The sequence below is a fragment of the Massilia cellulosiltytica genome, from assembly GCF_047325105.1.
Classification (GTDB): domain Bacteria; phylum Pseudomonadota; class Gammaproteobacteria; order Burkholderiales; family Burkholderiaceae_D; genus Telluria; species Telluria orientalis.
In genome coordinates this window covers 6,565,230-6,580,127 of the sequence record NZ_CP168562.1, presented here as the reverse complement: position 1 = coordinate 6,580,127, position 14,898 = coordinate 6,565,230, and the positions used below count along the sequence as shown (strand labels likewise).

General features: G+C 63.6%; 10 protein-coding genes and 4 tRNA genes. 13 read left to right on the top strand and 1 reads right to left on the bottom strand.

Annotated features, from left to right (window positions below):
• Positions 1-4: 4 nt before the first annotated feature.
• A complete protein-coding gene (locus tag ACEN9H_RS28890; RefSeq protein ID WP_413672972.1) occupies positions 5-1,594 on the top strand; it encodes an HDOD domain-containing protein in 1,590 nt (529 codons plus the stop codon).
• On the opposite strand, the gene ACEN9H_RS28885 is transcribed toward ACEN9H_RS28890, so the two are convergent.
• On the bottom strand, positions 1,560-4,799 hold the full coding sequence (locus ACEN9H_RS28885) for an EAL domain-containing protein (RefSeq protein WP_413672971.1): 3,240 nt from the start codon (positions 4,797-4,799) through the stop codon (positions 1,560-1,562). The two genes, ACEN9H_RS28890 and ACEN9H_RS28885, sit on opposite strands and share 35 nt — an antisense overlap.
• A 203-nt stretch (positions 4,800-5,002) precedes the next feature.
• Here ACEN9H_RS28885 and ACEN9H_RS28880 point away from each other — a divergent pair.
• The 12 genes from ACEN9H_RS28880 (at position 5,003) to rpoB (ending at position 14,813) form a co-directional block, all read left to right on the top strand.
• Positions 5,003-5,087, top strand: a tRNA-Tyr gene (locus ACEN9H_RS28880).
• A 40-nt stretch (positions 5,088-5,127) separates the two neighbouring features.
• A tRNA-Gly gene (locus tag ACEN9H_RS28875) sits at positions 5,128-5,201 on the top strand.
• An 11-nt stretch (positions 5,202-5,212) separates the two neighbouring features.
• Positions 5,213-5,287: transfer RNA gene (locus ACEN9H_RS28870), tRNA-Thr, on the top strand.
• Between the two features lie 81 nt (positions 5,288-5,368).
• Positions 5,369-6,559, top strand: coding sequence for an elongation factor Tu (tuf, locus tag ACEN9H_RS28865; protein ID WP_160406738.1), 1,191 nt, complete (start codon positions 5,369-5,371; stop codon positions 6,557-6,559).
• A 109-nt stretch (positions 6,560-6,668) separates the two neighbouring features.
• Positions 6,669-6,744: transfer RNA gene (locus tag ACEN9H_RS28860), tRNA-Trp, on the top strand.
• A 37-nt stretch (positions 6,745-6,781) separates the two neighbouring features.
• The gene (secE, locus tag ACEN9H_RS28855) at positions 6,782-7,168 is read left to right on the top strand and encodes a preprotein translocase subunit SecE (RefSeq protein WP_056128720.1); all 387 of its coding nucleotides are present in this window, start codon (positions 6,782-6,784) and stop codon (positions 7,166-7,168) included.
• Positions 7,169-7,170: 2 nt separating this feature from the next.
• A complete protein-coding gene (gene nusG / locus ACEN9H_RS28850) occupies positions 7,171-7,794 on the top strand; it encodes a transcription termination/antitermination protein NusG (protein ID WP_229412144.1) in 624 nt (207 codons plus the stop codon).
• Between the two features lie 225 nt (positions 7,795-8,019).
• A complete protein-coding gene (rplK, locus tag ACEN9H_RS28845; protein ID WP_056128716.1) occupies positions 8,020-8,451 on the top strand; it encodes a 50S ribosomal protein L11 in 432 nt (143 codons plus the stop codon).
• A 1-nt stretch (position 8,452) separates the two neighbouring features.
• Positions 8,453-9,148, top strand: a complete 696-nt coding sequence (rplA, locus tag ACEN9H_RS28840; protein WP_056128713.1) for a 50S ribosomal protein L1 — start codon at positions 8,453-8,455, stop codon at positions 9,146-9,148.
• Between the two features lie 323 nt (positions 9,149-9,471).
• Complete coding sequence (rplJ, locus tag ACEN9H_RS28835; RefSeq protein ID WP_075794183.1) at positions 9,472-9,996, top strand: 50S ribosomal protein L10; 525 nt, start codon at positions 9,472-9,474, stop codon at positions 9,994-9,996.
• Positions 9,997-10,047: 51 nt separating this feature from the next.
• Positions 10,048-10,422 (top strand): 50S ribosomal protein L7/L12, encoded by a 375-nt coding sequence (gene rplL / locus ACEN9H_RS28830; RefSeq protein WP_056128709.1) that lies wholly within the window; start codon positions 10,048-10,050, stop codon positions 10,420-10,422.
• 281 nt (positions 10,423-10,703) lie between these two features.
• Complete coding sequence (gene rpoB, locus ACEN9H_RS28825) at positions 10,704-14,813, top strand: DNA-directed RNA polymerase subunit beta (protein WP_413672970.1); 4,110 nt, start codon at positions 10,704-10,706, stop codon at positions 14,811-14,813.
• Positions 14,814-14,898 lie beyond the last annotated feature (85 nt).

Below are 14,898 nucleotides of genomic sequence, written 5' to 3'. Positions count from 1 at the left end.
GATCATGATTCCTGCAGTCGGGAGCGCCGCTTCCAATCCCAACACGAACGCCGCGTCGTTCCAGCCGACGGACGGGGGCCGCCGCGTGCGCGCCGCGTTGCTGCAGAAGGTGTGCGGCGACGACGACATGTTCGCGCTGGGCAGCGCCATCGCGCGCGTCGTGCAGATGGCGACATCGGAAGACCAGGGCACCCACGATCTCGCGCACTACGTGCTGTCCGACGTCGCGCTCACGCAGCGCATCCTGCGCCTGGCGAACACGGTCCGCTACCGCACGGCGGCCGGCACGGCCGTCACGACGGTGTCGCGCGCCATTTCCCTGCTGGGCTTCGACAACGTGCGCACGGTCGCGCTGGCGATGCTGCTCGTCGACGCGCTGGCCAGCAGCGACCATGTGTACAGCGTGCGCATGGAACTGGAAGCGTCGCTGTGCGCGAGCCTCGTCGGGCGCGAAATGGCGCGCCACAGCTTTTACCAGGGCGCGGAGGAAGCATCGATCAGCGCGCTGTTCAAGAATCTCGGCGCGCTGCTGGTCGCGTCGCACGAGCATGACCGCTACCGCGAGATCCAGGCCCTGCTGGCGACCGGCAAGCACACGTCCGCACAGGCCGCGCAGATGATCCTCGGCTGCGGCTTCGACGCGCTGTCCGAAGCCGTGCTGGGCGAGTGGAAGATCCCAGGCGTGATCGTGCATGCCCAGCGCCCGCTGGAGGCAGGGGCGCTCAAGCTGGCCGTCAACCGCAGCGAGTGGATGCGCCAGGTGGCGTCGTTCAGCCTGGACGTGGCGCGCCTGATGGGCAGGACCCCCACGCCGACCGACGCGCCGGAAGCGCAGGCGCTGCTGGCGCGCTACGGCACCGCGCTGAACCTCGGCGCGGCCGAGCTGGACGAGTTGTTCGAGACGGTCGCGTTCGAAATGACGAGCCTCCTGCAGAGCATGAACCTGCAACCCATGCCGCGCCGCGCGCCGCAGGAAGACAAGGGCGGCCTGCCCAACGTGCTGCTGCTGGCGACCCTCGGCGGGGAAGAGGAAGCGCAGGGCACGTACCCGAGCGGCAAGCCGAAGAACGCGCGCGACCTGCTGCTGGCGGGCGTGCAGGACGTCACCCAGATGCGCGCGTCCGGCCGGCACAAGGTCAACGACGTCGTCATGGCCGTGCTGGAGACGTTGTACACGGCGCTGGGCTTCCGCTTCGCGACCGTCGTGCTGAAGGACGTGCGCGCCGGCCAGTACCGGGCCCGCGCATCGTTCGGGCTCGCGCAGGCGCGCGTGCAGGAAGGCTTCACGTTTCCGCTGGCGCCCGCCGGAGAAAAGAGTGCGCGCGACCTGTTTTACCTGGCGATGGAAAACGACGCCGACCTCATGATCTCGGACGCGCGCGGCGCCAAGATCCGCGACCTGCTGCCGGCCTGGCACAAGGCGTTGCTGCCCGACGCGCAGAGCTTCATCGTGCTGCCGCTGGTGGTCGGCAAGGTGCAACTGGGCCTGTTCTACGCCGACCGCACGGAGCCCGCGCCGGAAGGCGTGCCGCCCGACGAGACGGCCCTCATCAAGGCGCTCAAGGGCCAGGTACTGGCTGCGCTCGCGCCCTGACGAACTCGCGGAATTCGCGCGCCGGCATCGGCCGCCCGAACAGGTAGCCCTGCGCCTCGTCGCTGTTGCGGTCGCGCAGGAAGCCCCATTGCGCCTGGGTTTCCACGCCTTCCGCGATCACGCCCAGCCCGAGCGCATGCGCCAGGCCGATGGTCGCGTCGACGATGGCGGCGTCGTTCGGATTCGTCTCGATGTCGCGCACGAAGCCGCGGTCGATCTTGATGCGGTCGATCGCGAACAGCTTCAGGTAGGCCAGCGACGAATACCCCGTGCCGAAGTCGTCGATGGCCAGCTTGAAGCCGCGCGCGCGCAGCTGCTGGAGCAGGCTGCGCGTGTTTTCCGGGTCGCGCATTGCGGCCGTCTCCGTGATCTCCAGTTCCATCCGCGCCGGGTCGATCCCGTGCTCGGCGAGCAGCTCGTCGAGGCGCGACAGCAGTGCGCCGCCGCTGAACTGGCGCGCCGACAGGTTCACGGCCAGGCGCAGGTGATCCATGCCGTCGTCGCGCCATTCGGCCAGCAGGGCCATCGCGCGCGCCAGCACCCAGTCGCCGAGCGGCAGGATCAGGCCCGATTCCTCGGCGATGGGGATGAAGCGCCCGGGCTCCACGCTGCCCAGCTCCGGGTCGTGCCAGCGCAGCAGCACCTCGGCGCCGATCACGCGCCCCGTCTCGAGTTCGACCTGGGCCTGCAGGTGGACGTCGAAGCCGCCGTTCTCCAGCGTCGCCCACATGCGGTTTTCCAGCAGCAGGTGCTCGTGCGTGGCAGCGTTCATGGCGGGCGAGAAGAACTGGAAATTGCCGCGGCCTTCGCGCTTGGCCGCGTACATCGCCATGTCGGCGTGGCGCAACAGCGTGTCCGCATCGTGACCGTCTTCGGGGAACAGGGCCACGCCCACGCTGGCGCCGCTGTGCGCCGTCGTGCCGGCCAGGCGGTAGGGCTGCTGCAGCGATGCCACGAGGCGCACCGCCACCGCGCTCACGCTGTCGGGAGACAGGGGACCGCACAGCACGATGATGAATTCGTCGCCGCCGAGGCGGGCGAGGGCGTCGACGTCGCGCAGCAGGTCCTTCATGCGCGCGGCCGCGCCCACGAGCAGTTCGTCGCCGGCCTGGTGGCCGAGCGAATCGTTGATCTTCTTGAAGTGGTCGAGGTCGATGAACAGCACGGCCAGCGGCTGCCGGGTGCGGCGCGCCTGGGCGAGCTGCTGTTCCAGGCGCATGCCGAGCGCATGGCGGTTCTCCAGGCCCGTCAACGGGTCGTGGTGGGCCAGGCGGTGGATGCGCGCCTGGGCGCGCTGCTGCTCCGTCAGGTCGCGCAGGATGCACACGTACAGGCGCTCCCCGGCCAGGTCGACGATGGACACCGCCACCGCGAGCGGCAGCGGCTCGCCGCGCGCGTTCAGGCCGTCCAGCTGGCGTTCGTCGGGCCTGCTGCCGGCCAGGCGCGCCAGCAGGCCCAGGCTGTCTTCGTCGCCATGGCCCGGCACCAGCGTCGTGAACGCGAGGCCGGGCAGGTGATTCGGCGGGTAGCCGAACAGCGCGGCCGTGGCGCGGTTGGCCGACAGCACCGTGCCGCGCGCGTCGACGGTGACGATGGCGTCGGCGGCATTGTCCAGGATGGCCTGCAGGCGCGCCGTGCGCTCCGCCACCTGGGCCTCGATCTGGGCGCGTTCGCCGCTGACGATCAGCATCAGCGCGCCCAGCAGCGCGGCCAGCAGCAGGCCGGTCGTGATCACGATCCAGCTCGCGAGTCCCCGTTCGCCTTCCATGTAGGCAGCCGTGGGCGTGAAGCGCAGTTGCAGGGTGCGGCCGCCGTACGTGAGCGGCACGGTGTAGTCGCCGCTGACCACGTGCCGGCCGGGCGTGCCCACCAGCGCGACGGGCGCGCCGCGGTCGGTCGTATCGGCCAGACTGATGTCGAAGCCCGAGAAGCCGGCGCGCAGGACCGCCTGCCGGACGAAAACATGGGCATCCAGGATCAGGGCCAATACCCCCAGTGGCGGCTGGCCGGGCGCGCCGACCGAGCGGAACAGGCCGATGCCGTTGGCGCCGTTGGATACCAGCTCGACCGGCCCCGTGGCGACGGCGCGTGTGCCAGCCAGCGCGCGCGACACCGCTTCCGTGCGTCCCGGCGCCGTCAGGAAGTCCATGCCGCGGATGCGCGCATTGGACGGGGGCCAGGTGTACAGCAGGGGCAGGTATTGCGCGCGCCGGCCGGCCGGATGCAGGCCCTGTGTCCGCGTCACGTCGCGCACGCCGGCGAACGCGGGATCGACGTGCGTGCGCACCCACGTCTCGAACGCCGCGCGTTCGGCCAGCGTGACGGGTACCAGCCAGTTGATGGCGGCGATCTCCGGCCGGCCGTCGACGTAGCCGCTGGCGATGTTCAGGAACTTGGCGCGGTGCATGAACCGGTCTTCCGCCGCAAGCGTACGCGAGAACGTGCCGACGAAGCGTTCGTGCTCGCGCAGCTCGGCCTGCAGCTCGTCGGCCACCTGCTGGGCCTTCAGGCGGTAGGCCTGCAGGTATTGCTGGTGCTCCCAGTGCACGGTCTGCTCGTAGGCGGCCATGACGACGCCGGCCGCCAGCAGCAGCGGCAGGGCGACGAGGCGCGCCCGCCGGCGCCACAGCCGGCGCGGCTGGCCGCACACGATCCAGACGAGCGGGGCGGCCAGCAGGACGCCCACGGTGTCGCCGGCCCACCAGTTGATCCAGTTCGGCGCCCGTTCGGCCGCCGTCACCACGTCCAGCCGGTACAGGGCGGACACGTTGGCGGTGGCGTTGATCAGGCAGAACACCGGTGTGAGCGCGAGGAAACGGGCGACGTCGCGCGCCGTGCCGAGGGCCGGGTCGACGAAGCGGCGGAACCAGCGGGCGCCCAGCCAGGCCTGCACGAGCGAGCCCAGCGTGGCGACCGTCGTCGCGAGGACCGCGGTCGCGGGCGCGGTGTCCGGGTCCATCCAGCCGTCGGGCAGGTGCGACAGGCACGCGCCGATGGCGACGCCAGGGAGGGCGCGCCAGCCGAACGCGACGCTCAAGGCGAACCCGACGCCGGCCGGCAGGTATACGGGCGTTGCATAGCCCGCGGGCAGGGCCAGCGCGCGGCTGAGGAGAAGGGTGCCGATATAGACGGCAATGGTCGCCAGGTTGGCCAGCCACAGCCGAAGCCCGTGCCCTTCGTGATTGCCGGTGCGATGCTGGTCCATGGGGGGCCTCTGACGTCAATACAGTGTACGCGCAAACGCATGGTTGGACCGCTCTGCAGGGATTCTTGCAAACAGCCCTTGCGGAGTTGTACTGCGGCCGTTACAATCACGCCCCGAAGCAACGACACTGTTTGAGTTTGATCAGTACAAGCAAAAACAGTTGACGAAGTTGTTATCTTGCTTCATACTCTGCGGTTCTTCGCGGTGGGGTGGCCGAGTGGTTAAAGGCAGCAGACTGTAAATCTGCCCTCTCTGAGTACGCTGGTTCGAATCCAGCCCCCACCACCAATAGCGTTGATCGTGTAGTGAATCGAATGGGTGGTACCTCGCGGGTGTAGCTCAATGGTAGAGCTGAAGCCTTCCAAGCTTATGACGAGGGTTCGATTCCCTTCACCCGCTCCAGTTTCAAATCAGCCCTTGTAGCTCAGTGGTAGAGCACTCCCTTGGTAAGGGAGAGGCCACGTGTTCAATCCACGTCAAGGGCACCAGAATTTAAACGGCTGTCGGCTGTTTCGACCGTCAGGTGTGCCTGGTAATTTTCAATATCGTTAGGATCTTAGGAGTCTAGAATGGCAAAGGAAAAATTCGAACGGACCAAGCCGCACGTGAACGTCGGCACCATCGGTCACGTTGACCACGGCAAAACCACCCTGACGGCGGCAATCGCAACCGTTCTGTCGAAGAAATTCGGCGGCGAAGCCAAGGCGTACGACCAGATCGACGCGGCTCCGGAAGAAAAAGCACGCGGCATCACCATCAACACCGCGCACGTCGAGTACGAAACGGCCAACCGCCACTACGCACACGTCGACTGCCCGGGCCACGCCGACTACATCAAGAACATGATCACCGGCGCAGCGCAGATGGACGGCGCGATCCTGGTGTGCTCCGCTGCTGACGGCCCGATGCCGCAGACCCGCGAACACATCCTGCTGGCTCGCCAGGTGGGTGTTCCGTACATCATCGTGTTCCTGAACAAGTGCGACCTGGTCGACGACGCAGAACTGCTGGAACTGGTCGAAATGGAAGTGCGCGAACTGCTGTCGAAGTACGAGTTCCCGGGCGACGACCTGCCGATCATCAAGGGTTCGGCTCGTATGGCGCTGGAAGGCCAGCAGGGCGAAATGGGCGAAGACTGCATCATCCGCCTGGCTGAAGCTCTGGACACCTACATCCCGACCCCGGAACGTGCCGTTGACGGCGCCTTCCTGATGCCGGTGGAAGACGTGTTCTCGATCTCGGGCCGCGGTACCGTGGTGACCGGTCGTGTCGAGCGCGGCATCATCAAGGTCGGCGAAGAGATCGAAATCGTCGGTATCGTCGATACGGTCAAGACCACCTGCACCGGCGTGGAAATGTTCCGCAAGCTGCTGGACCAGGGTCAAGCTGGCGACAACGTCGGCCTGCTGCTGCGCGGTACCAAGCGTGAAGACGTCCAGCGTGGCCAGGTTCTGGCCAAGCCGGGTTCGATCAAGCCGCACACCGACTTCACGGGCGAAGTGTACGTCCTGTCGAAGGACGAAGGTGGCCGTCACACCCCGTTCTTCAACAACTACCGTCCGCAGTTCTACTTCCGTACGACTGACGTGACCGGCTCTATCGTTCTGCCGGCCGACAAAGAGATGGTCATGCCGGGCGACAACGTGTCGATCACCGTCAAGCTGATCGCTCCGATCGCGATGGAAGAAGGTCTGCGCTTCGCAATCCGCGAAGGCGGCCGTACCGTCGGCGCCGGCGTGGTTGCCAAGATCATCGCCTAAGTAATACTGCTGTACCTCCGGGCGGAACGATTCTGTTCCGCCCAACAATAGAGTGTTGCGCGAAATACCCAAGTAGCGTATAATGCTCGATTCAACTAGAAGTTTTTGTAGGGGCGTAGCTCAATTGGCAGAGCGTCGGTCTCCAAAACCGAAGGTTGGGGGTTCGATGCCCTCCGCCCCTGCCACCGAATTCGGTGCCAGGCACCCGAAAGTAAATTAAGTATGTCTAATCAATCCGTGCAAACCGTCGGCACCTCGAACGACAAGTTCAAGGTCGCGCTGGCAGTGGTTGCTACGATTGCAGGCGTGGTCGGCTTTTTCATTCTGAAAGGCCAGAACAAACCAGCCCTGATGTGCGCAGGCGCACTCGTGGCTGGTTTGGCTATTGCCGTCCTGCTGTTGTGGACTTCCGCGACCGGTCGCGATTTCCTGAGCTTCGCGAAGGAATCCGTACGTGAAACGAAGAAGGTTGTATGGCCTACCCGCAAGGAAGCGACCCAGATCACCGCCGTGGTGTTCGGGTTCGTGCTGGTGATGGCAATTTTCCTGTGGGGCACGGATAAGATTCTTGAATTTCTGATGTACGACGTGATCCTGGGGTGGAAATAATAATGAGCGAAAACGCTGACAACGTGCCGGGTGAAGTCCCGGCGGCCGGCGTTCCGGCACAAGACGCTGATGCGCCGCTGAGTACTCCGGTCAGCAACAAGCGCTGGTACGTCGTGCATGTCTACTCCGGCATGGAGAAGAGCGTGATGCGCGGCCTGACCGACCGCATCGAGCGCGGCGGCATGCAGGAACAATTCGGCCGTATCCTGGTTCCGACCGAAGAAGTGGTCGAAGTCAAGAATGGCAGCAAATCAGTGACCGAGCGTCGCTTCTTCCCGGGTTATGTGCTGGTCGAGATGGAAATGACCGACGAGACCTGGCACCTCGTGAAGAACACGCCGAAAGTCACCGGCTTCATCGGCGGCAAGAGCAACAAGCCGACGCCGATTCCGACGCGCGAGATCGACAAGATCATGCAGCAGGTCCAGGAAGGTGTCGAGAAGCCGCGGCCCAAAGTGCTGTACGAAGTGGGCGAGCAGGTGCGTATCAAGGAAGGCCCGTTCACCGACTTCAACGGCTCTGTCGAGGAAGTCAACTACGAAAAATCGAAGGTGCGTGTGTCTGTCACCATCTTCGGCCGCGCGACTCCGGTGGAACTGGAGTTCGGGCAGGTAGAGAAAGTCTAAAACGCCGAATCGGAGCGTCGCAGCAGCAAGGCGGAATCCGATAAGAGGAGCTCCGCCTGACTAAAAGGCACTCCGAGAAAGCGTAGCGAGCGGCGGCAGTTTTGATCGAGAAGCGCAGCTGTACGAATGTACAGCGAGCATCGCAGATCGAAAATGCAACGCGCAGTAGCTTGATCGGGGCGCCAGGTGGAGCGCTACCACTCATAATCGACAAAGGAGCCAATCATGGCAAAGAAAATCGTCGGTTTTATCAAGCTGCAAGTGCCGGCTGGTAAAGCAAACCCGTCCCCTCCGATCGGCCCGGCCCTCGGCCAGCGCGGTCTGAACATCATGGAATTCTGCAAGGCCTTCAATGCCAAGACTCAAGGCATGGAACCGGGCATGCCGATTCCGGTCGTGATCACCGCCTTCGCGGACAAGTCGTTCACCTTCGAGATGAAGACCCCGCCGGCAACGTACCTGATCAAGAAGCTGTCGGGCGTCACCAAAGGTTCGCCGAAGCCGCATACCGACAAGGTCGGCACGCTGACCCGTGCCCAGGCTGAAGAAATCGCAAAAATCAAGCAGCCGGACCTGACCGCCGCTGACCTGGACGCTGCTGTGCGCGTCGTGGCCGGCTCGGCACGTTCGATGGGCATCACGGTGGAGGGTATCTAATATGGCCAAGCTGTCCAAGCGCGTCAAAGAAATCAAAGCCAAGGTCGACCGTAACAAGGCCTACGCTTTCGACAACGCCGTTGCAATCGTCAAAGAATTCGCAACCGCCAAGTTCAACGAGTCGATCGACGTCGCCGTGCAACTGGGCGTGGATCCGAAGAAGTCGGACCAGGTCGTCCGCGGTTCCGTCGTCCTGCCGGCTGGTACCGGCAAGACCGTGCGTGTCGCCGTCTTCGCACAAGGCGACAAGGCCGAGCAGGCTAAAGCTGCCGGCGCCGACATCGTCGGTATGGAAGACCTGGCAGAGCGCGTCAAGGCCGGCGACATGCCGTTCGACGTCGTGATCGCTTCGCCGGACACCATGCGTATCGTCGGTACCCTGGGCCAGATCCTGGGCCCGCGCGGCCTGATGCCGAACCCGAAAGTCGGCACCGTGACCCCGGACGTGGCTGGCGCCGTGCGCAACGCCAAGGCCGGTCAGGTCCAGTACCGTACCGACAAGGCAGGTATCATCCACGCCACGATCGGCCGCAAGTCGTTCAGCGACGAACAGCTGAAGACCAACCTGGTCGCGCTGATCGACGCCCTGAACAAGGCCAAGCCGGCTTCGTCGAAGGGTATCTACCTGCGCAAGGTCGCGATCTCGTCGACCATGGGCGCTGGCGTGCGTGTCGATCACGCTACCCTGGCTGCTTAAGTAAAGAATAAAGCGACGAGAACTTGTTCTCGTCCTTCTCGGCACTGCCGAGAACGACTCCCCGCGAAGGCGGGGATCCAAGTTTTAGTCCCTGCAGTTTCATCGCGGGGCGGATCTTTGGGCTGGCGGACTGAACCCCGCCAGGCAATCAAAGACCGTTGGGCCGAATGCAGCAGGCAGGCAAGAGGTTAAAAAGCAAACCCAACGCAGATGGCGAACCCGAACAAGTTTTGTAGTCGATGCTTTGTCGTACTTCTTAACTTCGGACGCCGTGTTCGAACCGATGCGGGGGACGTCCCTCACATCATTTAAGGAGATTGACCGTGGGTCTTAATCTGAATGACAAAAAGGTCGTCGTCGAAGAAGTTAGCGCGAAAGTAGCAACCGCGCAAACCATCGTCGTCGCCGAGTACCGTGGCATCCAGGTTAGTGCTCTGACGAAACTCCGTGCAAATGCTCGTTCGCAGGGCGTGTACCTGCGTGTTCTGAAGAACACGCTGGCTCGTCGCGCTGTGGAAGGCACCCAGTTCGCACCGCTGGCTGAGACCATGGTTGGTCCGCTGATCTACTCGATCTCGGACGACGCCGTGGCAGCCGCCAAGGTGCTCAGCGACTTCTCGAAGACCAACGACAAACTGGTGGTCAAGGGCGGTAACTACGCTGGCAAGAACCTGGATGTCGCTGGCGTCAACGCGCTGGCAAGCATCCCGAGCCGTGAAGTCCTCATCGCCCAGCTGCTGGGCGTCATGCAGGCTCCGGTGTCCGGCTTTGCACGAGTTCTGGCTGCAATCGCAGCACAAAAAGGCGAAGGTTCCGCAGCTCCGGCAGAAGCCGCAGCAGCAGAATAAGCAAGCCTTTTTGGTCAAGTACTAATCACAATCAAATATTTGGAGTTTCAAATGGCAATTAGCAAAGAAGAGTTCCTGGACGCAGTTGGCGCAATGTCGGTCATGGAACTGAACGACCTGGTCAAGGCATTCGAAGAGAAGTTCGGCGTGTCGGCAGCTGCAATGGCCGCACCGGCAGCTGGCGGCGGCGCCGCTGCACCGGCTGCTGAAGAGCAGACCGAATTCAACGTCGTCCTGACCGAAGTCGGCGCGAACAAGGTCGGCGTCATCAAGGCCGTCCGCGAAATCACCGGCCTGGGCCTGAAAGAAGCCAAGGACGTCGTTGATGGCGCACCGAAGACCGTCAAGGAAGCCCTGCCGAAAGCTGACGCTGAAGCCGCCAAGAAGAAGCTGGAAGAAGCTGGCGCCAAGGCCGAGCTCAAGTAATACATATGCAAAGGGCGCTGAATCAGCGCCCCGCGCCGGAGTCAAAGCGCGCAGATCCCCGCCGGAAGGTGGGGTATGCGGCTTTGGCTCTTTTGTCGTCCCTACGACAAAATACGGAATACCCCTGTTTCAGAAGTACCGCAGCACAGCATTATCGTAACACAGCAGCACCGGTTCCCAATCACCCGGCGGAATGCGGCGAGATTTGAGGCCTTGCATGTGGTGGCTTAACCACTGGCAATTCCTGAATTCTCATCCTTTCTGTCACTCACGGAGTGTCCATGCACTACTCATTTACTGAGAAGAAACGCATTCGCAAGTCGTTCGCGAAGCGCGCCAACGTTCACAACGTTCCCTACCTCCTCGCTACGCAGCTGGAGTCTTACGAGAATTTCCTGCAAGCGGATGCAGGGCCCTCCGTACGCAAGAACGAAGGTCTGCAATCGGCTTTCACCTCCATCTTCCCGATCGTGTCGCACAACGGTTTTGCGCGCCTCGAGTTCCTCTCCTACGTGCTGGGTGACCCCGCTTTCGACGTCAAGGAATGCCAACAACGCGGCCTGACCTTCGCGTCGCCGCTGCGCGCCAAGGTGCGCCTGGTGATCCTGGACAAGGAATCGCCGACCAAGCCGGTCGTGAAGGAAATGAAGGAACAGGAAGTGTACATGGGCGAACTGCCGCTCATGACCGCCAACGGTTCGTTCGTGATCAACGGCACCGAGCGCGTGATCGTCTCGCAGCTGCACCGTTCGCCGGGCGTGTTCTTCGAGCACGACCGCGGCAAGACGCACTCGTCGGGCAAGCTGCTGTTCTCGGCACGTATCATTCCTTACCGCGGCTCGTGGCTGGACTTCGAGTTCGACCCGAAGGACATCCTGTTCTTCCGCGTCGACCGCCGCCGCAAGATGCCGGTGACGATCCTGCTGAAAGCCATCGGCATGACGCCGGAGCAGATCCTCGCGAACTTCTTCGTGTTCGACAACTTCAACCTGCGCTCGGAAGGCGCGGAACTGGAATTCGTGGCCGAGCGCCTGCGCGGTGAAGTCGCGCGCTTCGACATCGTCGATCCGAAAACCGGCAAGACGCTGGTCACGAAGGACAAGCGCATCAACGCCAAGAACGTGCGCGACGTCGAAAACGCCGGCATTACGCACATCTCGGTGCCGGAAGACTACCTGGTCGGCCGCGTGCTGGCGAAGAACGTCGTCGACGGCGACACCGGCGAGATCATCGCCAACGCCAACGACGAGCTGACCGACGAGCTGCTGGGCAAGCTGCGCGACGCCAACATCGACGCGATCCAGACGCTGTACACCAACGACCTGGACCAGGGCGCCTACATTTCGCAGACGCTGCGCACCGACGACACCGCCGACCAGACCGCTGCCCGCGTGGCGATCTATCGCATGATGCGTCCTGGCGAACCGCCGACCGAAGAATCGGTGGAAGCGCTGTTCCACGGCCTGTTCTACAGCCCGGAACGCTACGACCTGTCGGCCGTGGGCCGCATGAAGTTCAACCGCCGCATCGGCCGTGACGAACTGGTCGGCGACATGACCCTGTCGAACGAAGACATCCTGGCCGTGATCAAGATCCTGGTCGAGCTGCGCAATGGCCGCGGCGAAGTCGACGACATCGACCACCTGGGTAACCGCCGCGTGCGTTGCGTGGGCGAACTGGCCGAAAACCAGTTCCGCGCCGGCCTCGTGCGTGTTGAGCGCGCCGTCAAGGAACGCCTCGGCCAGGCCGAAGCGGACAACCTGATGCCGCACGACCTGATCAACAGCAAGCCGATCTCGGCCGCGATCCGCGAATTCTTCGGTTCGTCGCAGCTGTCGCAGTTCATGGACCAGACCAACCCGCTGTCGGAAATCACGCACAAACGCCGTGTCTCCGCACTGGGCCCGGGCGGCCTGACCCGCGAGCGCGCCGGCTTCGAAGTCCGCGACGTGCACCCGACCCACTACGGCCGCGTCTGCCCGATCGAAACGCCTGAAGGCCCGAACATCGGCCTGATCAACTCGCTGGCACTGTTTGCCCGCCTGAACGAATACGGCTTCCTGGAAACCCCGTACCGCAAGGTCGAAGGTTCGAAAGTCACCGACAAGATCGAATACCTGTCGGCGATCGAAGAAGGTCGCTACATCATCGCCCAGGCGAACGCGCAGATCAACGCAGAAGGCCAGTTGGTCGACGAGCTGGTCTCGGCACGTGAAGCGGGCGAGACCATCCTCGTGTCGCCGGAACGCATCCAGTACATGGACGTGGCCCCGGGCCAGATCGTGTCGGTGGCGGCATCGCTGATTCCGTTCCTCGAGCACGATGACGCGAACCGTGCACTGATGGGCGCCAACATGCAGCGCCAGGCCGTGCCTTGCCTGCGTCCGGAGAAAGCCTTCGTCGGTACCGGCATCGAGCGCACCGTGGCGGTGGACTCGGGCACGACCGTGCAGGCGACCCGTGGCGGTATCGTCGATTACGTCGACGCCGGCCGCGTGGTGATCCGCGTGAACGACGAAGAAGCGCAGGCTGGCGAAGTCGGTGTCGACATCTACAACCTGATCAAGTACACCCGTTCGAACCAGAACACCAACATCAACCAGCGTCCGATCGTGAAAGTGGGCGATCGCGTGGCACGCGGCGACGTCATCGCCGACGGCGCCTCCACCGACCTGGGCGAACTGGCACTGGGCCAGAACATGCTGGTGGCGTTCATGCCGTGGAACGGCCTGAACTTCGAGGACTCGATCCTGATCTCGGAAAACGTCGTCAAGGATGACCGCTACACCTCGATCCACATCGAGGAACTGTCGGTCGTCGCACGCGACACGAAGCTGGGCCCTGAAGAAATCACCCGCGACATCTCGAACCTGGCGGAAAACCAGCTGGCTCGCCTGGACGAGTCGGGCATCGTCTACATCGGCGCCGAAGTGCAGGCCGGTGACGTGCTGGTCGGTAAGGTGACGCCGAAGGGCGAAACCCAGCTGACGCCGGAAGAGAAGCTGCTGCGCGCGATCTTCGGTGAAAAAGCGTCGGACGTGAAGGACACGTCGCTGCGCGTGCCGTCGGGCATGGTCGGTACCGTGATCGACGTGCAGGTGTTCACCCGTGAAGGCATCGTGCGCGACAAGCGCGCCCAGCAGATCATCGACGACGAGCTGAAGCGCTTCCGCCTGGACCTGAACGACCAGCTGCGTATCGTCGAAGGCGACGCGTTCCAGCGTCTGGAGCGTCTGCTCGTCGGCAAGACCGTCAACGGCGGTCCGAAGAAGCTGGCGAAGGGTGCCGTGATCGACAAGGCCTACCTGGACGACCTGGACAAGTTCCACTGGTTCGACATCCGTCCGGCCGACGACGAAACCGCCAACGCACTGGAGGCGATGAAGGAGTCGATCAACGAGAAGCGTCACCAGTTCGACCTGGCGTTCGAAGAGAAGCGCAAGAAGCTCACGCAGGGCGACGAGCTGCAGCCGGGCGTGCAGAAAATGGTCAAGGTCTACCTGGCCGTCAAGCGCCGCCTGCAGTCGGGCGACAAGATGGCAGGCCGCCACGGTAACAAGGGTGTGGTCTCGCGTATCGTGCCGGTGGAAGACATGCCGTTCATGGCCGACGGTACGCCGGCCGACGTCGTGCTGAACCCGCTGGGCGTTCCGTCGCGTATGAACGTCGGTCAGATCCTGGAAACCCACCTGGGTTGGGCAGCGAAAGGCCTGGGTCTGCGCCTGGGCGAAATGATCAAGGCCAAGGCCGAGACCGAGCAACTGCGCGCGTTCCTGGGCAAGATCTACAACGAAACGGGCAAGAAGGAAGACCTGGACAACTTCAGCGACCAGGAAATCGTCGAGCTGGCGAACAACCTCAAGAACGGCGTGCCGTTCGCGACCCCGGTGTTCGACGGTGCCCACGAAGAAGAGATCCGCCGCATGCTGGATCTGGCTTTCCCGGACGAGATCGCGGCCCACCTGGGCATGACCCCGTCGAAGAACCAGGTCACGATGTACGACGGCCGCACCGGCGAAGCATTCGAGCGCAAGGTGACCGTGGGCTTCATGCACATGCTGAAGCTGCACCACCTGGTCGACGACAAGATGCACGCCCGCTCGACCGGTCCGTACTCGCTGGTGACGCAGCAGCCGCTGGGCGGTAAAGCCCAGTTCGGCGGCCAGCGCTTCGGTGAGATGGAGGTGTGGGCACTGGAAGCGTACGGCGCATCGTACGTGCTGCAGGAAATGCTGACCGTCAAGTCGGACGACGTGAACGGCCGTACCAAAGTGTACGAGAACCTGGTCAAGGGCGACCACGTGATCGACGCGGGTATGCCGGAATCGTTCAACGTGCTGGTGAAGGAAATCCGCTCGCTGGGTATCGACATCGATCTCGAGCGCAGCTAAGACAGCAGCACGGCCGCCAGCCTTCGGGCTGGCCCGCGACCCCAACATCGTCGTTCCCGCGCAGGCGGGAACCTGAGTTCGGTGA